Raw genomic sequence first — 22426 nt, 5'->3', positions numbered from 1 at the left:
ATGGCGAGTTTGATCAACATCGGAATGTCGGGGCTCGGCGCCAGTCAGTCGGGCCTGTTCACTACGGGTAACAACATTACCAACGCCGATGTCGCTGGTTATTCGCGCCAGCAGAACGTGCAGCGGGCCAATGGCTCGCAGCAGAATGGCAACGTGTTCATCGGCACCGGCACCACCCTGTCCGATGTGCGCCGGGTATACAACGGTTACCTGGAAAGCCAGTTGCGTACCACCACTTCGTTGAGCAGCGATGCGGCGGCGTACCTTAATCAAGTGGCACCGATCGACAGCCTGCTTTCCGGTGCCGACACTGGCATTACCGCCGCGTTGCAGAGCTTTTTCACGGCCATGCAAAGCGCGTCCGCCAAGCCCAACGAGGATGCCTCGCGCCAGTTGCTGCTGACCAGTGCGCAATCGCTGAGCAAGCGCTTCAACACCATCGCCAGCCAGCTCAACGAACAGAACAGCAACCTCAACGGCAACCTGTCGTCGATGGTCGACCAGGTCAATAAACTGTCGGCAACCATTGCCCAGTACAACGACCAGATCTCGCAGATGCAGGGCACCCCGAACGACCTGCTCGACCAGCGCAACGAAGCGGTGCGCCAGCTGTCCGAGCTGGTCGGTACCCAGGTGGTTGAACGTGAAGGCAACCTGGATATCTACCTGGAGAACGGCCAGCCGCTGGTGATGGGTAAAACCATCAACACCCTGCAGACCGTGCCGAGCAAGAACGACCCGACCCGGGTGAGCATCCAGCTCAACCGTGGCAGCACGGTGATGGACGTCACCTCCAGCCTCAACGGCGGCGAGATCGGCGGCCTGCTGCGTTATCGCAGTGAAGTGCTCGACCCGTCGCTCAACGAACTGGGGCGTGTGGCCCTGGTCATGGCCGATCAGATCAACCGCCAGCTGGCCCAGGGTATCGACAAGAACGGTGAGTTCGGTGCCGCGCTGTTCAACGACATCAACAGTCCTGAACTGATCAGCCAGCGCAGCATTGCCAAAGCCGGCAATACCGGCAACGGCATGCTCGATGTGGTTATCAAGGACACCGGCAAGCTGAGTACCAGCGACTACCAGGTGACCTTCACCAGCGCTACCGGCTACAACGTCAAGAAGCTGCCGGAAGGTACCGACATGGGTACCTTCGATATCAACGATGATCCGCCCAAGGTAATCGACGGTTTCACCCTCAAGCTCAATAGCGGCGGCATGAGCGCCGGTGACAGCTTCAAGATCACCCCGACCCGCAATGCCGCGAGCAACCTCGACACCGTCCTCACCGATCCCAAGCGCCTGGCGCTGGCCTCGCCGCTGACCGCTAACAGCGGCTCGGGCAACCAGGGCACCGGCATCATCGGTCAGCCCAATCTGACTTCGTCGCTGGATATCTACGATCCGGCCCAGCGCCTGGATCTGCAGAACGGCCTGAAGTATTCGACGCCGGTGAAACTGGTGTTCGGTGACGAAAAAACCACCCCGCAGACCTACAAGCTGCTCGACGCCAAGGGTGATCCGCTGGGTTCCGGCACCATCATTCCGGGCCAGGCCAACAAGCTGCAATTCTCGGTGCCGATGGTCGATTCCACCGGAGCGCCGATCAACGATGCCAACGGTGTCCAGAAGACATTCACCTTCGAGATGGAAGTGTCCGGATCGCCCAAGGAAGGTGACAACTACACCATATCCCTGACCGGTCCAGGCTCGGACAACAACCGTAACGGCCAGGCGGTGATCGACCTGCAGACCAAGGGTACGGTTGAAGTCGGCGCCAACGGCAAGGGCATCAGCCTCACCGACGCCTATGGCAAGCTGGTGGAAAACGTCGGCGGCAAGACCGCCCAGGCGCAGATGGATGTCGATTCGACCACGGCCCTGAATACATCGGCCAAGGCTTCGCGCGATTCGCTGTCGGGTGTCCAGCTCGATGAAGAAGCCGGCAACCTGATCAAGTACCAGCAGTACTACACGGCTTCGTCGCAGATCATCAAAGCGGCGCAGGACATCTTCTCCACACTGATCAACGCCCTTTAAGGAGTGGTAGACCGTGCGTATTTCTACTTCCCAGTTCTACCAGACCAGTGCTTCGAACTACTCGAACAACTTCTCCAATCTGGTCAAGACCGGCCAGCAGGCCAGTGACAACATTCGTGTGCGCACGGCTGCTGATGACCCGGTGGGGGCGGCGCGCTTGCTGCAACTGCAGCAGCAGAGCAATCTGCTCGATCAGTTCGACGGCAACATCACCAGCGTGCGCAATAGCCTGGGTACTGCCGAGTCGACCCTGAACTCGATCACCAACGTGCTGGCGCGGGTCAAGGAACTAGCCGTCGGTGCCGGTAACGGCGGCTATACCGATGCCGACCGCAAAGCCAATGCCCAGGAGCTGACCCAGCTCGAAGAACAGCTCTACAGCCTGATGAACAGCCGTGACGAGAACGGCAAGTACATTTTCTCCGGTTCGCGTGGCGATACCCAGCCCTACGTGCGCAACGCTGACGGTACTTACAGTTACCAGGGTGACCAGAGCACTCTGAGCCTGCAGGTTGGCGACATGCTCAGCATGGCCACCAACGACAGTGGTTACAACGTATTCGAGCAAGCGCTCAATACCAGTCGCAGCCAGACGACCCTGACCTTTCCGGCAGTGGATGATGGTCGGGTCAGCCTGTCCAACGGACAGGTGTCCGGCAGCACCCAGTACAATGATCGTTTCCGTGGCGGTGAGCCGTACACCATCACCTTCACCAGCAACACCGAATTCAAGATCACTGACGCAGCCAACAATGACGTGACCCTGGAGGCCACCGGTGGCGGCACCTTTGATCCGAGCAAGGATGGCAGCATCAGTTTCCGCGGTGTCGAGATGCGCCTGGACGTCAACCTGAAGGAGGGTGACGATCCGGACACCGCAATCGCCGGGTACACCTTCAATCTGGCCTCCAAAGCCGATGAGGTCAGCGGTTCGCGCAGCCCGGGCAATACCTCGTCGGCGCAAATCAACAGCGCCACCATCACTGACAAGTCGGCCTACAGCGACGCGTTCCCGGGTGGCGGTGCGATCATCAAGTTCACCAGCGCCACCAACTTTGAAGTTTACGCCCAGCCCATGCTGCCGGATGCCCGCCCTGTGGCCAGTGGCGCGCTGACCGGAACGCCTGCGACCAAGGCCAACATCGCCGGTGTCGATTTTGACTTCTCTGAGCCGCCAGCCGGGGGGGACCAGTTCTCGGTCAAGGTCGATACTCACCAGACCCAGAACATACTCGACACCATCTCCGAGTTCCGCAAGGCGCTGGAAATGCCGGTCGACACTGATCTGGCGTCACGCCAGAAGTACCAGGCCGCCCTGGACTCGGCGATTGGCAACCTGGAAAGCGGTGCCAACAAAGTTGCTGAAGCCATCAGCTCGATCGGTGCTCGCGGTGCCGCTCTGGATGTCCAGGCGGAAACCAACGAGAGCCTGAAAATGGCCAACACCAAGACCCAGAGCTCGATCCGTGATGCGGACCCGGCCGAGGTGCTGATTCGATTGAACCTGCAACAGACCATGCTGCAGGCATCTCAGCTGGCTTTCTCGAAAATTTCCTCGCTGAGCTTGTTCAACCAGCTTTGATTGACTCGGCGCTTTGACAGATAACGGTAGATTCTGGCAAAGCGCCTCCCTCCGGGTTTCCCATCGTGAACCACCTAGCTTTAGTCAGTATTGCCATCCCGGCTTTCAATCCCGAGTTTTTTCGCCGGGCACTGCTCAGCGCAATCTCACAGGACTACGGGTGTCTTGAGGTTATCGTCTGTGATGACAGTCTCGGGGATGAGATCAAAGTAATCTTTGACGAACTGGCCGCTCAGGCAACCTGTGAACTGCGCTATGTGCGCAATGCCACGAACCTGGGGTTCTCACGTAATTTGCTGGTGTGCCTTGAGCAATCCCGGGGCGAGTACATCAAGTTTCTCTGTGATGATGATTGGTTGCTGTCAACCAGCATCCGGCTTCAGTCGCAAGTCCTGGCAGACTGCCCCGACGTCAGCATGGTGACCAATCACCGCTTTTTGTGTGATGCCAACGACTCGTTGCTACCACCACGTGCAACTAATTGTTTTATCGCCGTAGAAAGCGCGGTGCTCAATGGCGGCGACCTGTTGGACGCTGTGGCTACCAATGCGCCGAACCTGTTTGGCGGTCTAAGCCACGTTCTGTTGCGTCGGGCACTGGTGGAGCAGTCGCTGGCGATGCTGGTACAGGAGGGGCAGGGATTCAGTGCTCGCCTGGACATGGCGTTGTACATTTGCCTGTTGCGCCGAGGGCATCTGGGGTACCTCCAGCAAATGCTCAGCATCGAGCGGATGCATGCCGGTCGCTTGAGTCATCACACCAGCATGGAAATCGCTTTCAGGGTGGAGACCGAGTGGCTGTTGCAGATGCTCGCTTCGCGAACAGGTGAACCGGCGCCGGCTGCCGGCTGGGTGCGCCATGTAGCGTTCGAGCAGTACTGTGAGGGCCCGGACAAGGACTGGCAGGAGTATGAACTTACTCGTTTGTATTCCGGACAAATTGCCAACTACCAGCAGCAGGTGGGTAGCGACAGTTTGAGCTTTGCCGAACTCTATGCTCAGTGGCTGGAGTGCAGAACATTGTCTGTTGCGCAGACTCGTCTGATGGCCAGGCGGATCGAGCAATGGCCGAGCACACCACGCATTGTTCCGGTGGTCATGGATCCCGCAGGGGATGCGCTGGCATTGAAGGCAACGCTGGAGAGCATTGCGCTGCAGTCCTATGCCGCCGCTCAGGTGTGGGTATTTGCCGGTGATCCGGCGCAAGTGCCAGACACTGCCAATGTGCAGGCAACCACCTTGCGTGGGGACGGCTTCGAACAGATCAACGCGCGACTGCAATCGGCAGGTGATGTTGACTGGATCTTCCTGTTGCGCGCCGGCGACCGTTTGCATCCGCATGCATTGGTGATCATGGCTGAGCGTATGGCGTTGTATGCCGACAGGAACTGCTTCTACGCCGATGAAGGGGCGAACGACAATCTGCAAGCCTCCAGCCCGATCTTCAAGCCGGACTTCAATCTCGACCTGATGCGTAGTTTTCCCTATGTCGGACGCATGCTTGCCTTCAAGCGCGAGGCCTTGTCCCGTTTAGGCGGATTTGCTCCGGAGTTCGGCGTGCTGGCGCCCCATGACCTGCTCTGGCGGATGGTCGAAGCGGATGGCTTGCAAGTCGTCGGGCATGTCGCTGAGCTGCTCGTGCAGTGCAAGGCCAGTTACGCGGATTGGTTGGTTGAACCGGACTGTGTGCTTCAGGCGCCGCAAATACTCAAGGCGCATCTGCAGCGACTGGGTGTGCCGTTCGAGCTCGCTTCGGCGCCAGGCACCATGCTCGCGCGCGTTCGCTATCAGCATGATGAGAGGCCAGGGGTGTCGATCATTATTGATGCCGGCCAAGACCTGCAGTTGCTGCGCCATTGTGTCGAGTCGATATTCGAATATACGGCCTATGCCCCATACGAGGTCCTGATCGTGACCGGCGGTGGTGAGCCTGCGCCGATGAAGGACTGGTTTGCTGCCATGCAAGGGCTGGGTAGCGAGCAATTGAGGATTATCGAGGTTGCGGGACGCAATGCCGCACAACGGATAAATCAGGCCAGTCACGAAGCACTGGGCACCTATCTGCTGTTGCTTGACCCCGGGTGTATGATTTTTGACGGCCAATGGCTGAGCGAGCTCATGACCCAAGCCCAGCGTCCAGAAGTCGGCGTAACAGGTCCGAAACTCTGCGCTCCGGACGGTACCGTGGTGGGAGCTGGACTGGTCCTGGGTCTGCAGGGGGCCGCCAGCAGCCCATTCGTCGGGCATGCGGCTGATGCCAGCGGGTACATGAACCGCTTGAGTGTTGTGCAGAACTGGAGCGCAGTCAGTGGTGATTGCCTGCTGGTGCGTCGAAGCATCTTCACCGAGTTGGATGGCCTTGAGGAGGACGCTTATCAGGATCAATGGATCGATGCGGACTTCTGTCTGCGAGTTCGCGATCATGGTTATCTGATTGTCTGGACGCCTTTTGCCATGGTCGCTCGCTTGAGCGTTCCGAGTGAAGTGCGGGCAGGGCAGGTCAAAGCCGGTCGGGATCAAGAGGCTTTTTACCAGCGCTGGTTGTCTCGTGTGGCCAGTGATCCCGCCTACAATCGTAATCTCAACCTGAAAATGTCCAGCTTCACCCTCGATCCTGGCTTGCGCGTTGGCTGGGATCCGTTTGTCAGTCGAGCGTTACCCTTTGTCCTTGCATTGCCGATCAACACGTCGGCAGTAGGGCATTACCGGGTGGCACAGCCATTTTCCGAGCTGGAAAGGGCAGGCTGGATCCAGGGGCGTTTGACCTACACCACGCCGGGGCACATTGAGATGGAGCGCGACAAGCCGGATGTGGTCATCCTGCAATGCCGCTACACCCCCAACGCGCTCGAGGAAATAGAGCGTATCAAGCGCTTCTCCAATGCTCGGCGTATTTACGAGATCGATGACTACATCCTCGATGTGCCGAAAAAGAACGCTCACGGCCGCAACCTCCCAGCCAACATGCGTGAAATGGTGACGCGGGGCATTTCCCTTTGCGATCGACTGGTGGTCTCTACTGAGCCGCTGGCTGAAGTGTTGTCGAGCATGAACCAGGATATTTGCGTGGTTCCGAACATGCTGGCTTCACAGTTGTGGCACGGTCTGCACAGTCGTCGCCAGACCTCGCTCAAGCCGCGGGTGGGTTGGGCGGGGGGCACCAGTCACCGCGGCGATCTCGAGCTTATTGTCGATGTCGTCAAGGAACTGGCGAACGAGGTCGAGTGGGTCTTCTTTGGCATGTGTCCGGATTTGCTTCGTCCTTATGTCCATGAGTTCCATCCGGGGGTATCGCTGCTTGAGTATCCGCGCAAGTTAGCCAGTCTGGACCTCGACCTGGCGCTGGCACCGCTGGAGTCCAACCTGTTCAACGACTGCAAGAGCAACTTGCGATTGCTTGAGTATGGTGCCTGTGGTTATCCGGTGATCTGTAGCGATGCCAGGGCCTATCGAGGTTATTTGCCTTGTACTCGCGTGGTCAGCAACACCACTGACGAATGGTTGCAAGCAATACGGATGCACCTGGCCGATCCCCGAGCCAGCTATCGACAAGGCGATGAGTTGCGCGAAGTGGTGTTGCGTGACTATGTGCTGACAGCAGATAAATTGCAGCACTGGGCAAATGGCTGGCTGGCTGATTGATCACACCCGATCGGTAATCGGCGCCTGCCCGAATTCGAATTTTATGAGTACTAGGTGCGCTATGGGCGAGAAAGCGGTTGAGTTGGCGACATCACTGAACAACGTAACGGTTGTCTTGCTGGGGGTAAGTGACCCTGAATACCAGGGGCGTGCACGCTATTACTACAAACAGCACTTTTGCCAGTTGCTGAACGTCGACATTGCAACCCGGTCTGCATCTTCTCAACTCTGGCAGGAGCAGTTGCTTGCTGCGCTTGAGCAAATAGAAACGCCATTTGCAATCCTGACGCCGGACAGTGACTTTCTGCTCGCCGATGCCTTGGCTGCGGGGGTGGACTTTCTCCAGAATCATCCTGATTTCACCCTGGCTCAGGGCTATTCAATCGGGTATTCATCAGGCGGCAACGAGGTCGACTACTACAAGCTCGGATCAGCCCGCAACCATAACGCTCATGCCGTTGATCCGTGCGAGCGTGTGGCGTTGTACGCGCGTCTCGGCTTGCAAGCATGGCGTTCGCTGGTAAGAGTCGAAGCCTTGAAGGCTGCCGTGCGTAATGCGCCTGCAGATTTGCCATTCGAAGGCTGGTGTGTGGCAATAGCCTATGCGCTGCTGAGGCAGGGGGCGGGTCGGGTTTTGGCGCAGACCAGTGCCGTGGTCGAGTATCGGCCGAGTCAGCAGAACCCTGTTGCCTATGAAGAATGCCTCAACCAGACAGTGCGCAGTTTGCATCAATGGAATGCTGAAACAGGGCAAGCGGGCCAAGGCAGTATCGACTTCGATGTGTTGAGCAGATTTGTTCGTAACACTCACGAGGGGTGTGAGGCGCGGTTGTTGTTCAAGTCATGCTGGGGAGGGGTGCTGAAAGACCCGGAGCGGACATTTGAACCACGTCAGTTCGTCGAAATGCCTTACTACAATGCTGCGGTGTTTGAGCAATTGCATGCGTTGGAGTTTCTGTTGCATGCCTGGCCAGCGGGGCAGCGGCAGATCCAGGCCCTCGAAGGATGCTGGGTTCGCCAGCAGGCCTTGCTCGAGGTTCACCCCAACGATTCGGCGGACAGTCTCAAGGATCGTTACTGGCAAGCGCTGTCCCTGGGTTTGTTCAATAGCCAGGTATGCCGGCGTCTGGTCGAAGTACTGGATGGCAAGGATGACGCAGTCAAGGCCCGCGAGCTGGAGGGGTGGCTTGAACGGCTCGATGCGCTCGGTGGGGCTTCGGTGCAGGAACGCCTGGCGTCTACCCCGTCAGGCAGGATTCTTGCGGCGATTGCCGCAGCAACGCCTGACGATGCCGCCAGAAAACGTGTGCTCGCTCATTTGAGCAAAAATCGCTTGCCGCAGATCGCTTTCGTGTTGATGGATCTCGATAACGATGATGCTGCCCTGCAGAGCACGTTCGACAGCTTGCTGGCCAGTGGGTTGCGGGACTTCAAGATTGTCGTGCTCAAGGCCGGTGAGCTGCCGGCGATTACCACGCCACGGGATACCTTGCATTTTATCAAGGTCACTGCTGGCAACGTGGTTGCTCACCTCAACCAGGTAGTACGGCAACTGTCCAGTGATTGGCTGATGTTGCTTGAGGCCGGAGATGTATTGACCCCGGGTGGACTGCTGCGTCTGCAATCAGAACTTGGGGGGGCAGAGGGCTGTCTGGCAATTTGTGCCAATGAAGTACAGCGAGCGGGGGATGGTCGTCTGCTCAGCGTTGTTCGACCCGGCGCCAACCTGGATCTGTTGCGCAGTCGTCCCGACCTGATGTCCCGGCATTGGTTGCTACGCCGTGAGAGCGTAGTCGGCCTGGAGGGGTACAGTGAGGCGTATCCTCAGGCCCTTGAGTTTGACTTGTTGCTCAGGTTGATTGAGCAGCAAGGTATGGGCGGGCTGGCGCATCTTGACGAGTATCTGGTCATTGGTCAGCAAAGGCGTGAGGCCATGTCGGTGGGTGCGCTGGCTACGCTCAAGCGTCACCTGGCCGGGCTTGGTTACAATGGTCAGGTCAGTGAGAGTGTCGACGGGGCATTCCAGATCGATTTCCGTCACCCTGTGACACCGCAGGTCAGCATCCTGTTGCCGGTCGACGGCGACCTGGCACAACTCAAGGCTTGCCTGGTGAGCATTGTGCAGCGTACCCGATATCCTCGATACGAAGTGATCGTGGTCGCCGATGGAAGCAACGCAAGCGCACTGGCGGGCGAGCTTGCCAGCCTCCAGACAGGGGGGCGGGTCAGCGTGCTGGCGGGCGAACCGGGGGCTTCTCGTTCGCAGTTGATCAATCAGGCGGCCGCACAGGCTCGCGGTGAATACCTTGTATTGATGTCCAGCCGCAGCCAGGTAGCCTCGGCAGCCTGGATCGAGGCGTTGCTCAATCAGGCGCTACGGCCTGAGGTGGGCGTAGTGGGTTGCCTGATGCATGGTCGCGAGGAGAGGGTGACCCATGCCGGCTACGAGCTGCTGGTTTCCGGTCAGGTCCAGGGCGTATTGCTGGGAGTGTCCAGGTTCGCACCTGAGCCGGTTCTTGGCTTGGCACAGGTGCGTAGCTGTCAGGCGGTGTCCGATGATTGTCTGATGGTGCGCAAGGATCTGTTCAGCCAATGCGGCGGCATGCAGGCGGTTGCCGGTGCCGATATCGATCTGTGCCTGAGAGCTGCGCAAGCGGGTCTTTTGGTGATCTGGACGCCACAGGCGCAAATGCTCAATGACGCTGTTCCGGCGCTTGGGCAACAGCAACAGCAGGCATTGTCAGCGCGCTGGCCATCGGCGTTCACGACGCGGGTGGCGGCCTGTGATCAATTTGGTGTGGACGTATCGAGGGGCGCGGGTTCAGACGAGCCGGTGGTACTCGAATGGGTCAGCGAGCTGGCTTGATGCAGGTGTAACGACAAGGCCGGGCTTAATGCCCGGCCTTGTCGTTTCTACGCCACGTTCGAGGTAGTGGTCGGCTTGGCGCTGCTCATGATTCTTGCTTTTTACAAGTTGGCAACATTCTTGCTTTTAGTCCGCTCAGCCACTGCTTTGGTCAGTAAATTGTCGGCTCGGATCGTGGCAAAAGCCCTTAAGGTAAGCAGATAATGAAAACAGTCATTCTGGCCGGCGGCCTGGGTACGCGTATCAGCGAAGAATCCCACCTGCGGCCAAAACCGATGATCGAGATAGGCGGCAAGCCGATCATCTGGCACATCATGAAGATCTACTCGCACTTTGGCATCAACGACTTCGTCATCTGCTTGGGCTACAAGGGCTATGTGATCAAGGAGTACTTTGCCAACTATTTTCTGCACATGTCCGACGTCACTTTTGACATGGCAGAGAACCAGATGTGCATCCATAACCGCCATGCCGAGCCCTGGCGCGTAACCCTGGTAGATACCGGCGAGAACACTGCCACTGGCGGTCGTCTGAAGCGCATACGCGACTATGTGGGGGACGAGACTTTCTGTCTGACTTACGGCGACGGCGTTGCCGACGTCAATATTCCTGCACTCATCGACTTCCACCGCAGCCATGGCAAGTTGGCCACAGTCACTGGTGTACAGCCGCCGGGACGTTACGGTGCCCTGGATATACGCGGGGAGCAGGTCCGAGGATTTCAGGAGAAGCCCCTGGGCGATGGCGGCTGGATCAACGGTGGATTCTTCGTGTTGGAGCCCGGCGTATTCGACTTCATTGACGGTGATGACACCACCTGGGAATCCGAGCCGATGCGTGCGCTGGCCGGGCAGGGTGAACTCATGAGCCACCTGCACCGAGGCTTCTGGCAGGCGATGGACACCCTGCGCGACCGAGTCCTGCTGGAAGATCGCTGGAAGACTGGCCAGGCGCAGTGGCGGCTATGGTCGTAAGTCCATCGTTCTGGTCAGGACGCCGGGTGCTTCTGACCGGACATACCGGTTTCAAGGGAGGCTGGCTGGCGTTGTGGTTGCGCGAGCTGGGCGCTCACGTTCACGGTTATTCGCTACCGGCCAATACCGAGCCTGCATTCTGGGATGTCGCTGCGCTTGCCGGACGGGTTCCTGGCGCCTTGGCCGACATCCGGGATGTGCAGCGTCTGACCGAAGCCTTGAATGCGGCCCGGCCCGAGATTGTTCTGCACCTGGCCGCCCAGCCGCTGGTGCGTGAGTCCTACCGCACACCGCTGGATACCTATACGACCAATGTGATTGGCACGGTCAATCTGCTTGAAGCAGCAAGGCAGTGCGAGTCGGTACGTGCCGTGCTGGTGGTCACCAGTGACAAATGCTACGACAACCGTGAATGGCTCTGGCCTTACCGCGAGCAAGATGCCCTGGGTGGTCATGATCCCTATAGCAGCAGCAAGGCATGTGTGGAGGTGCTGTGTACCTCCTGGCGTGAGTCTTTCCTGCGCGAGTCGGGTATCGCCCTGGCGACTGCCCGGGCGGGCAATGTCATTGGTGGCGGCGATTGGTCCGGCGACCGGTTGGTGCCCGACATCCTGCGTGCCTGGCAGGCAGGGGAGTCGCTGACCTTGCGCTACCCACAGGCTATCCGTCCTTGGCAGCACGTGCTTGAGCCGTTGCAGGGCTACTTGCATCTGGCTCAGGCATTGGTAGAGCGCGGCGATGCCGTGGCGTCGGCCTGGAACTTCGGCCCGGACGCAGATGGCGTGGCCACCGTCGGTGAGCTGGTCGAGCAGCTTGCCCGGCTCTGGCCTGGTGACGCGCACTGGCAAGTCGATGCGGCAGGGCAACCGCATGAAGCGGGATTGCTGTCGCTGGACTCCAGCAAGGCACGTCGACAACTTGGCTGGAGGCCGCGCTGGACGTTGGCACAAGCCCTGGAACAAACCCTCGACTGGCACCGTGCCTGGCACGCCGGTCAGGACATGCATGCATTCAGCCGCGCGCAGATCGCGGCCTATCAAGGCGGGACCCCATGAGTGAACAAACGGCGCAACAGCTGCGCCAGCAGATAGCCGAGCTGGTAGGCCGCTATGCGGAACTGGAATTGGCCACCTCGCCATTCGTAGCAGGCAAGGACACTGTGCCTCCTTCCGGCAAGGTCATTGGTGCACCCGAGTTGCAAGCCATGACTGAGGCGGTGCTGGACGGCTGGCTGACTACCGGGCGTTTCAATCAGGCTTTCGAAAAACGCTTGTCACGCTACCTGGGGCGGCGCGGTGTATTGACTGCCAACTCTGGTTCATCTGCCAATCTTCTGGCATTTTCGGCATTGACTTCGCCACGTCTGGGCGATCGTGCGATTGGCAAGGGCGATGAAGTGATTGGCGTGGCCGCCGGCTTCCCAACCACGGTCAACCCGATCCTGCAGTTCGGTGCGGTACCTGTGTTCGTCGATATCGAACTTGGGACCTACAACATTAATCCGGCCCTGATCGAAGCGGCGATTGGTCCGCGGACCAAGGCGATCATGTTGGCCCACACCTTGGGCAACCCGTTCAATCTCAAAGTGGTGCGCGAGCTGTGCGACCGTTACGGTCTGTGGCTGATCGAAGACTGTTGCGATGCCCTGGGTGCCACTTACGATGGTCGTCAGGTAGGCAGCTTCGGCGATCTGGGCACCCTGAGCTTCTATCCGGCCCACCATATCACCATGGGCGAGGGCGGTGCTGTGTTCACCGATTCGCCGCTGCTCAAGCGTCTCGTCGAATCGTTCCGTGACTGGGGGCGTGACTGCTATTGCGGACCGGGCGAGGACAACACCTGCAGCAAGCGTTTCTGCTGGCAATTGGGTGATCTGCCGCAAGGCTACGATCACAAGTACACCTACTCGCACCTGGGCTACAACCTCAAGATCACTGACATGCAGGCCGCCTGTGCACTGGCGCAGATGGACCGGGTCGATGACTTCATCGCTGCACGCAAGCGCAATTTCGATTGGCTTAGCGAGCGTCTGAGTGGTTGCACCGATCAATTGATCCTGCCGCACGCCACCGCCAACAGTGACCCGTCCTGGTTCGGTTTTCCGCTCACCCTGCGCGATGGTTGCGGGGTCGAGCGCCTGGATCTTCTGCGTCACCTGGATGCGCAGAAGGTCGGTACGCGGCTGCTGTTCGCAGGCAACCTGACTCGCCAGCCTTACATGAAGGACCAGCAATACCGAGTGGCGAGCGAGCTGACGGTGACCGACAAGGTAATGAAGGACACCTTCTGGATCGGCCTGTGGCCAGGACTTTCCGAACAGCACCTCGAGCATGCTGCCTGCAACATAGAAAGCTACGTGCGCAGGTTGCGCTGACAGGTGCTCAATGCTGTTCAGTGGCCTTGGTGTGCGTTCAAACGCTGTGGACTCAAGGAGCCTGCGCGCCGCCACCGAGGCCAGGTCTTGAGTAGTCCACCCGACACGTCGAACGTTCTGCGTTAATTCAGGGTTTCAAAAGTCTATGGCCAATCAGTCCTTTCCACCTCTGTTTGTTGCGCCTACGCGTCCCTACTACCTACTCGCGCCAGACTATCGCCGCAATTCGGCAGGCATACGTGTGATGCACATGCTCTGCCATCTGCTCAATCGCTGCGGTCAGGATGCCTATATGTTTCCCGCTCAGACCAATCCGCTGTGGCATACGCCGCTGCTGACGGGGGACCTGCAGCAGCAACACGCACAGGCGGGGCGCCGGCCGATCGTGGTGTACCCTGAAGTGGTCCGGGGCAATCCTGCCAACGCACAATCGGTGGTGCGCTATCTTCTGAACGTACCGGGTCTGCTTGGCGGCGATACGGAGTTTGCAAGCACGGACATGATTTTTGCCTACACGCAGAATTTGTTGCCGGAGGGCGAGAGTCCGGAACACCTCCTGTTCATGCCTCCCATCGATACCTCGATATTCAATAACCTGGATAACCCCTATGACCGACAGCGCAAAGGCTGGTTGTTGTATCCAGGGCGACATGTAGATGCTTTGAAGGAACACCCTGAGCTTGCAGCAAATTGTACAGTCATTACCGGTGAGTGGCCCGCCACCCCAGAGGAAATGGCCGAGCTTTTCCGAAGAAGCGAGCGGGTCTATTGCTTCGCGTCCACGGCCATTGCCCTGGAGGCGATATTGTGTGGCTGCCCTGCCGTTGTCCTGAAGTCGCCGTTCTTCGACGGTGTTCCGCTTGGAATCGAAGAGTTCGGGACGCATGGGTTGGCATTCGAGGATACGCCAGCGGCGATCGAGCATGCGATGGCCGGGATACCCATCGTCGGGGAAAAATATACCGCCTTGCAGAACCGCTTCTGGGAGCAACTAGGCACATTCATCGAGAAGACCCAGGCGATGCCCAGCACGACCTGGGGGGCAGATAATCCAACGGTGGGCGAGGCAGAATCCGCCGAGCAACAGCGCATCCGCGAACGTAGCCTGTCCATTGAGCATTGGCTGCGGCAACGTTTCCCCACCGAAGGGCAAGCGGAACTGATGACTCGGCGCCTTGAGGAGCGCTGGCATGATTTGCCACGTTTCAATTTCATCATTGTGCCGGATGGGCAGTCAGCTTCCACCGAGACCACACGGCAGAGTCTGCAAGGGCAAGGTTATCATTTCATCGATATCCACGTTGCCGTTGATGCTGATGTTGCAACGCTCAATGATCTGGCTTGGCAAATAGTCGAAGGCCAGTGGCTGTGTTTTGTACGTGCGGGCACTACATTCACTCCATTCGGGTTGTTTGTACTGGCACTGGAGCTGCTCGATGCGCCAGCTGTCCGGGCGGTGTATGCGGACGAGATCGTCCGCGCGTCCACAGGTGAGCTGGATACCCTGCTGCGACCTGATTTCAATCTGGACATGTTCCTGTCCTGTCCGGCGAACATGGCACGTCACTGGTTCTATCGTCGGGATGTTTTTCTGGAAGCGGGCGGACTCGATCCGGAATGCGCCGGGGCCGTTGAATTCGGCTTGCTGTTGCGGCTGATCGAAGAGTCTGACGGGCTGGATGGTCTGGCACATATCAGTGAACCTGTGTGCATCAGTGCCGCGGCCGATCTGGTTCACAACCCTCAGGAACAGGCTGTTCTGGAGCGGCATCTGCATCGGCGCGGCTATCTTCAGGCCCGGGTCCAGATGCATCGGCCAGGTATTCATCGCATTCACTACGGCCATTCGGATACGCCGCGGGTGTCGATTGTCATTGCCGTCAGGGGGCGGGGCGACCGGGTACGCAGTTGTGTCACCTCGCTGATGGAAAAAACCACCTACCGAAACTACGAAATCCTTTTGCTGGACAGCGGCAGCACTGACCCGGCCACCCGCGCCTGGCTTGATGGTATGGCGGCGCTGGAGGCATCTGGCATCCGCGTGCTGCGCTATCCGTCCGAGTTCGATTACGACGCTGTCAACATGGCGGCTGGGCATGCTCGTGGCGACTATCTGGTGTTGTTGCATAGCGATACCGTCATTGTCCAGGAAGACTGGCTGGATGCTTTGCTCAATCACGCACAGCGTCCGGAAGTGGGCATCGTCGGTGCCAAGTTGCTGCGCCCCGACGGCACGGTCGAAGGTGCTGGCGTGGTACTGGGGTTGAACGGTCCGGCCCATTCGGCATTTTCTGGCCAGGCTGATAACGGCGGCTTCATGCAGCGTCTGGAAATGGATCAGAACTACAGTGCTGTTTCCGGGGCCTGTCTGATGATTCGCCGAACGCTTTATGAGTCGTTGGGTGGTATGGACATGCCACAGTTGCAAGAGGCTTACGGGGATATCGATCTGTGCCTTAAAGCAGGCCAGGCGGGCTATCTCACGGTTTGGACGCCGCACGCCGTTGTGTTGCAGGAGGGGGGCGCCGTTGAGGAACAGTCCGCGCCCTCGCTTCAAGAGACAGGTGTCGCGGAACAGGAAGCGATGTACCGCAAGTGGCTGCCGCTCATTGCCCGTGATCCGGCCTACAACCGGAATCTGTCTCTCCAGGGGGCGGGGTTCGAGTTGGAAGCTGATTCGGGACTGACCTGGAATCCGCTTGCATGGCGGCCGTTGCCAGTGGTGCTGGCGATGCCCAACGACCTCGAAGGGAGCGGCTACGGCCGTATCATTGATCCAGCGCTGTCGATGAATATCAGTAGTGTGGCCGATGTACGCTTGAGTTTGCGTGACTACTTGCCGGCGCAGCTGGAGCGGCTGCAGCCAGATGCCTGGGTGCTGCAAGGGCAGACCACCGAGGCGCGACTTGAATCGTTACGCCGCACTGCCCAGTTCTCGAGTGCCTTCAAAGTGGCAGAGGTGGACGCTTACCTTCCCGCTTTACCCGAGGGCCATGTGCTGCGTGCCAGCGTACCTGGAGATATCCAAGTTGCATTGCAACGCTTTGTGGGGCTGGCTGATCGGCTGGTGGTGCCCACTGAAGCCTTGGCCGAAGTGCTACGAGGCTCGAATCAGGACATTCGAGTGTTGCCCGATCGTCTGCATCCTGCGCGCTGGGGTGCTTTGGAGTGCCGCCGGACACCGGGTGGGCGCCCTCGCGTTGGATGGGTTGACGAACTCAGTGATCCAGATGTGCGGGCGCTGATGATGGATGTCGTTGAGGCACTGGCCGGTGAGGTGGACTGGGTATGCCTCGGCAACTGTTCGGAGCAGATGCGCCCCTACGTGCATGAGCTGCACGATCCTGTCCCGTTCGATCAGTACCCGCAGAAGTTGGCGTCGCTGCACCTTGATCTGGCCCTCGCTCCGTTGGGGCACGGTCTGTTCGACGCATGCAAAAGCAATGTGCCGCTGCTGCAATTCGCTGCCTGCGGCTATCCGGTGGTGTGCAGTGATGTGCAGCCCTATCAGGGCTTGCCTGTGACCCGTGTAAACAACATCGCCAGGGATTGGCTGAACGCGATTCGTATGCACCTTGCTGATCTTGATGCCACCGGCAGACAAGGGGATGTGCTGCGTCAAGCGGTATTGAGCCAGTGGATGCTGGATGAGCGGTATGTGGAGCAGTGGTTGAAGGCGTGGCTTCCTGATTGAAGCGTGTGCCGGAGCATTGGTAGCGGCGTATTACCGAACATTCATACAGCGCTTTCGGGATCGGCGGGCGGTCATTGCTGCGGCCTGAAATGCGGATTTGCGGCGACCAGGGCCGGAACCTGTCCTGGCGCCAATTTCAATTGAGCAAGGCAAAAGAGTGCGGAGTATTCAATGAAAACCATCAGCCAGCGTGATAAAGATTTATTTGAAAACCTGTTCGTCCTTGAACTTGCCAACAATCACTGGGGCAGGCTGGAGCGCGGGCTGAAAATCATCCGTGATCACGGTGCAATTGCGCGTTTCAATAACGTCAAGGCGGCCATCAAGCTGCAGTTTCGTGATGTGGATGAATTCATTCATCCTGATTTCAAAGGCAACTCTGAGCTGCGCTATATCAAGAAAACCGAAGACACCAAGCTCAGCAAGGCTGAATTTGCGCGAATGGTCGAGGAAATCAGGAGTCTGAGTTGCATCCCCATGGCTACGCCGTTCGACGAAGCGTCTGTTGATCTGTGCGTCGAGTTCGACATGCCCATCCTCAAGATCGCCAGTTCCGACATGAACGACTGGCCGCTGATCGAGAAAATTGCATCGACGCGCCGTCCGACCATCATCTCCACCGGTGGTGCATCGGAGAAGGATCTGGATGACGTTGTCCGCTACTTTGAAAAGCGCGATATCCCGTTGTCCATCAACCACTGCGTTTCGCTCTACCCCAGCGAGGATGACGAACTGCATCTCGATCAGATCGACTACCTGCGTAACCGCTACCCGGGCCATGTCATTGGTTTGTCCACCCACGAGTACCATGACTGGCACTCGTCCATGTTGATCTCCTACGGCAAGGGTGTGCGCACCTGGGAGCGGCACATCGACATCCAGTACGAAGGCGTCCCGGTTTCCAACTACTGCTCGCTGCCGGAACAGTGCGATGCCTGGTACAAAGCCTTCCACAAGGCCAAGGAAATGTGCGGTGGCGTCAGCGCCAGCCGACGCATCATCTCGCGAAAGGAAACCGAATACCTCAATGCCCTGGTGCGCGGCGCCTACGCACGCCGTGACCTGGAACCTGGCTATGTGCTGGGCCGGGATGATTTCGAGAAGGACTTCTACCTCGCCATTCCCCTGCACAAGGGGCAACTGTCTTGTCGCGAGGTGATGAATGGCGAACGGCTGTTGCAACCGATCAAAGCCAACGAACGTCTGACCATCGAGCATATCGACGGTCCTTACAGCGAAAGTCCCGCCCTCAAAAATCTCATCTTGAGCCGGGGGCTCTGACCATGACGCGTGTCGCCGAGCAAATCGCACAATGGCTGGTGCAGCAAGGGGTCGAACAGGTTTTCACTGTCACCGGCGGTGGTGCCATGTTCCTCAATCAGGCGCTCGGGGGGCATGAAAGGCTGCGTTGCACCTTCATGCACCATGAGCAGGCCTGTGCAATGGCTGCCGAAGGCTACGCGCGCATTACCGGAAAACCGGCGGTGGTGATGCTGACCACGGGGCCAGGGTCTATCAACGCGCTCAACGGCGTGCATGGTGCGTTCACTGATTCCATCCCGATGATCGTCCTCTCGGGCCAGATCAAGCGAGAAACCTGCACATCCTTCCGTGATGTGCCGGGGCTGCGGCAGCTGGGCGATCAGGAAGGCCCCACCATCGCGATGGCCAGTCCGGTCTGCAAGTACGCGCAGCTGGTGCGTTCGGAAAAAGATCTGGAAGTGATGTTGCCCAAGGCCTATGCCGAGGCCGTCGGTGGCCGCCCGGGCCCTGTCTGGCTCGACATTCCTCTGGATATCCAGCAATCCACGACTGCCATTGCCATACCCGCACCTGACTTGTCCAAGCCGCCTGCAGCCGAAGGTCTGCGCGCCGCCTGCCGGGATATCGCCGGCAAGCTGCTGCAATCGCATCGTCCGCTGATCCTGGGGGGCACGGGGGTGCGGCTTTCGCGTACCGAGAAGCGCCTTCTGGCGTTGATCGAGCGCTACCGTATTCCACTGGCCACGGCCTGGACGCACGATCTGATCGCCTCGGACCACCCGCTGTTCGCCGGTCGGCCTGGGACCATTGGCACGCGAGCGGGCAATCTCTGCCTGCAGGCTGCCGACTTCGTCCTTGTATTGGGATCCCGACTGAATGTGCGCCAGACCAGTTACAACTGGCAGGCCTTCGCCAAGCATGCGTGGATCGCTCAGGTGGATATCGATGCGGCCGAGCTGGCCAAGCCCACCGTCCAGCCGCACCTGGGAGTGGCTGCCGATCTGGGCGATTTCCTCGATGTTCTGGAACAAGAGCTGGCACGCGCATGCCTTCCTGACTTCGGCGCCTGGGTACAGTGGTGCCAGCACATCGGAACCACCTATCGTGCTGCGGCAGAGCATCGTCAAATAGCAGGCGCTGCGCTTAACCCTTACGTGATGGTCGAGCGCATCTTCGGACAGATGCGCCCTGATGACATTGTCGTGTGCGGCAATGCGTCTGCCTGCATCTTGCCGTTCCAGGTGGGTGGCCTGCAGAAAGACCAGCGACTGTTCAGTAACTCAGGCTCAGCCTCCATGGGCTACGACCTGCCTGCCGCCATTGGCGCGGCGACGGCCGCTCGAACGCAGGGCGGGCGGCGCGTGATCTGCTTTGCCGGCGACGGCAGCCTGCAAATGAACATTCAGGAACTGCAGACGCTGAAAACCATCGGCGTCAATGTGATCGTGATCGTGCTCAACAATCGCGGTTATCTGTCGATCTGGCAGACCCACGAGAACTTCTTTGGCCGGGTCATCGGCGCTACGCCGGAGTCGGGGGTGGAGTTCCCCGACTTTACCGCTGTGGCCCGTGCCTATGGGTTGCGTGCCGAGTCCATAGCATCGGAAGACGATCTGGGCAGGCTCGATAGCCTGCTGGAAACCAACGGGCCACTGCTGATCGATCTGCATGTCGATCCACGACAGGAGTTCGTGCCACGCATCAAGTCTCGTGTCGATGCACAAGGCGCTTTCGTCACCCCGGAACTTGACGACATGCATCCGTTCCTGGAGCAGACCGTGTTGGAGCAGATCCGCAGTGAGGCGCTGGCGATACGCGCGCGTTCCCGCTCAACAGACGATTCCGGGGCCAACACCAATGGCTGACACGACGACCTATAGCGCCACTGACTTTTTTACCCTGCGTGACCAGGCAAGTGACTTGCCGGGCGTCCACATCGAACCTGGCCGGCACATCTGGATTTTCGGCGCCGGGAACTTTGGTCGCAGCCTTGCAACGGCTATGCAGGCGCAGGGTGTTGTCGTTGAAGGTTTTGTTGAAACGTCTCCTCGCGTTACTTCGGCCCTTGGTTTGCCAGTGTTGAACTGGAACCAGCTTGCGAGCGAGCACCCACAGGCGCAACTTGCGCTCGGTATATTCAGTCGTGACACCCCTTTCGACCAGTTACTAAGCCTCGCAGCCGGTGCCGGTTTTGCTCCGCCATTGATGCCCTGGATGCTCTATGAGCAGTTCTCCCAGGCGCTGGGGTGGCGCTTCTGGTTGAGTGCTCGTTCCTTTCTACTTGAAGCAATGGGTAGAGTCGCCAGCGTTGCCGAGGCATTGGCGGATCAGGAAAGCAGGAAAACACTGTATCGCATGTGCGCTTTTCGTCTTGGCCTGGATATGGCGTATTCCAGCTTCTTATCCAGTGAAACCAAGTACATCAATGAGCTGACCTTGCCCGCCTTGCAGGGCCGCGACATTACATATGTCGACTGCGGCGCCTACGATGGCGATAGCTATGAGGAGCTGATCGGACACCCGCAGATATCTTGCAAGCAGGCTTTTCTGCTGGAGCCCGATCCGCAGAACTTTGCCCGTCTGGTTAGCCGGGTGGCGCTGAAGCAAAGCAATGCGGTGTGCTTGCCGATAGCGGCCGCCGAGACCTATAGCATCCTGACATTCAATGCCGGGCAGGGCGAAGCCTGCTCCATCAGTCATGAAGGCGGTGGAACGTCCATTGCGGCGGTGGCGCTGGATCAGCTGTTGCCCGGCATGCCCGTTGATTTGATCAAGCTCGACGTCGAAGGTGTGGAAGCTCAGGTGTTGCGTGGAGCCGAGCAGATCATCCGACGCAGCCGCCCTGTGTTGATCGTATCGCTGTACCATAACCCGCAGGACCTTTGGGAGTTGCCGGAGTTGCTGTTCGATCTATGCCCCAACTACCGGTTTTATGTCCGGCAGCATTGTCCTAACACGTTCGACTCCGTCTTGTACGCAGTGCCCAACCCATGAACGTGCTGCTGACTGGAGGGACTGGCTTCTTTGGGCGGGCGCTGTTGCGGCATTGGTTGGCATCCGCCGAGGCAGGCGAGCAAGTGCCTGCGGTCACCGTACTGAGCCGATCACCGCAGGGCTTCCTGGCGCGGCACCCCGAGTTTGCGAGCCAGCCGTGGCTGCGCCTGCATCAGGGCGACATCCTGGAACCGGCTTCGCTGCCCGGGGCGGGCGGGTTTACGCACGTACTTCACGCCGCAGCGGATTCTACGGCAGGTCCGAAGCTCAGCCCTCTGCAGCGGTATACCCAGATTGTTGACGGTACCCGTCACCTGCTGGACTATGCCGCCACTCATCGCATTCCCCGCTTTCTGCTGACTAGCTCCGGTGGTGTCTATGGCCCCCAGCCACCTGACATGGACGCCATCTGCGAGCGCTATAACGCCATGCCGGACCCGCTCGATGCAGCGCATGCCTACAGCGTCGCCAAGCGCTGCGCCGAGCATCTGTGCGCCCTGTACCAGCAACAGTACGGCCTCCAGGTTGTGATTGCCCGCTGCTTCGCCTTCGTGGGTCGCGATCTGCCGCTGGATGCGCATTTCGCTATCGGCAACTTCATCCGGGATGCTCTCGTCGCGCCTGCTATCACGGTAAATGGCGACGGAACGCCGGTGCGCTCTTACATGGATCAGCGCGATCTGGCGCACTGGCTGGACGTTCTCCTGCGCCATGGTCAGGCCGGGCAGGCCTACAACGTCGGCTCGGATGTGGCTGTCACGATTGGCGAACTCGCGCATCTGGTGCGCGACATATTGGCACCGCAAAAGCCAGTACACATCGCCTGCGCTGCCGCGGCAGCCGGAAGCTTTCGCAATCGCTATGTGCCCTCCATTCACAGGGCGCGCACCGAGCTGGGTTTGCGGTTGCAATATACCCTTGAGCAGTCGATTCGAAGTGCTGCCGGGCAGCTACGATCCGTTGGATGAGTCGCCGCCGCACAGCCCATGGACACTCAATCA

12 protein-coding genes are annotated in these 22426 nt (G+C 59.1%); all 12 read left to right on the top strand.

Going from position 1 to position 22426, the window contains the following annotated elements; all coding sequences use genetic code 11:
• The 12 genes from flgK to AC07OF_RS21570 all read left to right on the top strand — a co-directional run bounded on the left by flgK (window position 1) and on the right by AC07OF_RS21570 (window position 22393).
• Entirely contained in the window at window positions 1-2037 is a 2037-nt protein-coding gene (gene flgK, locus AC07OF_RS21625; RefSeq protein WP_495073426.1) for a flagellar hook-associated protein FlgK, read from the top strand.
• Between the two features lie 13 nt (window positions 2038-2050).
• Window positions 2051-3619 carry a flagellar hook-associated protein 3 gene (locus AC07OF_RS21620; protein WP_495073425.1) on the top strand — a complete coding sequence of 523 codons (1569 nt, stop codon included), beginning with the start codon at window positions 2051-2053 and terminating at the stop codon, window positions 3617-3619.
• Window positions 3620-3684: 65 nt separating this feature from the next.
• A complete protein-coding gene (locus tag AC07OF_RS21615; RefSeq protein WP_157193516.1) occupies window positions 3685-7260 on the top strand; it encodes a glycosyltransferase in 3576 nt (1191 codons plus the stop codon).
• A gap of 82 nt (window positions 7261-7342) precedes the next feature.
• Window positions 7343-10126 carry a glycosyltransferase gene (locus AC07OF_RS21610; protein ID WP_495073424.1) on the top strand — a complete coding sequence of 928 codons (2784 nt, stop codon included), beginning with the start codon at window positions 7343-7345 and terminating at the stop codon, window positions 10124-10126.
• A 203-nt stretch (window positions 10127-10329) separates the two neighbouring features.
• Window positions 10330-11100, top strand: coding sequence for a glucose-1-phosphate cytidylyltransferase (gene rfbF, locus AC07OF_RS21605; protein WP_157193515.1), 771 nt, complete (start codon window positions 10330-10332; stop codon window positions 11098-11100).
• Window positions 11091-12155 carry a CDP-glucose 4,6-dehydratase gene (rfbG, locus tag AC07OF_RS21600; RefSeq protein WP_157193514.1) on the top strand — a complete coding sequence of 355 codons (1065 nt, stop codon included), beginning with the start codon at window positions 11091-11093 and terminating at the stop codon, window positions 12153-12155. The genes rfbF and rfbG overlap by 10 nt, the downstream gene beginning before the upstream one ends.
• The gene (rfbH, locus tag AC07OF_RS21595) at window positions 12152-13474 is read left to right on the top strand and encodes a lipopolysaccharide biosynthesis protein RfbH (protein ID WP_157193513.1); all 1323 of its coding nucleotides are present in this window, start codon (window positions 12152-12154) and stop codon (window positions 13472-13474) included. The genes rfbG and rfbH overlap by 4 nt, the downstream gene beginning before the upstream one ends.
• Before the next feature lie 244 nt (window positions 13475-13718).
• Entirely contained in the window at window positions 13719-17168 is a 3450-nt protein-coding gene (locus AC07OF_RS21590; RefSeq protein ID WP_232478201.1) for a glycosyltransferase, read from the top strand.
• Between the two features lie 171 nt (window positions 17169-17339).
• Window positions 17340-18449 carry an N-acetylneuraminate synthase family protein gene (locus tag AC07OF_RS21585; RefSeq protein ID WP_157193511.1) on the top strand — a complete coding sequence of 370 codons (1110 nt, stop codon included), beginning with the start codon at window positions 17340-17342 and terminating at the stop codon, window positions 18447-18449.
• Between the two features lie 2 nt (window positions 18450-18451).
• The gene (locus tag AC07OF_RS21580; RefSeq protein ID WP_495073423.1) at window positions 18452-20296 is read left to right on the top strand and encodes a thiamine pyrophosphate-binding protein; all 1845 of its coding nucleotides are present in this window, start codon (window positions 18452-18454) and stop codon (window positions 20294-20296) included.
• Window positions 20289-21425, top strand: coding sequence for an FkbM family methyltransferase (locus AC07OF_RS21575; protein ID WP_157193509.1), 1137 nt, complete (start codon window positions 20289-20291; stop codon window positions 21423-21425). Before AC07OF_RS21580 ends, AC07OF_RS21575 begins: the two co-directional genes overlap by 8 nt.
• Window positions 21422-22393, top strand: coding sequence for an NAD-dependent epimerase/dehydratase family protein (locus tag AC07OF_RS21570; protein WP_495073422.1), 972 nt, complete (start codon window positions 21422-21424; stop codon window positions 22391-22393). The genes AC07OF_RS21575 and AC07OF_RS21570 overlap by 4 nt, the downstream gene beginning before the upstream one ends.
• The last annotated feature ends 33 nt before the right edge of the window (window positions 22394-22426 follow it).

This window comes from Pseudomonas sp. GW821-FHT10B02 (genome assembly GCF_059415665.1).
The sequence above is the reverse complement of the archived record's forward strand: the minus strand, read 5'-3'. Positions and strand labels throughout refer to the sequence as shown.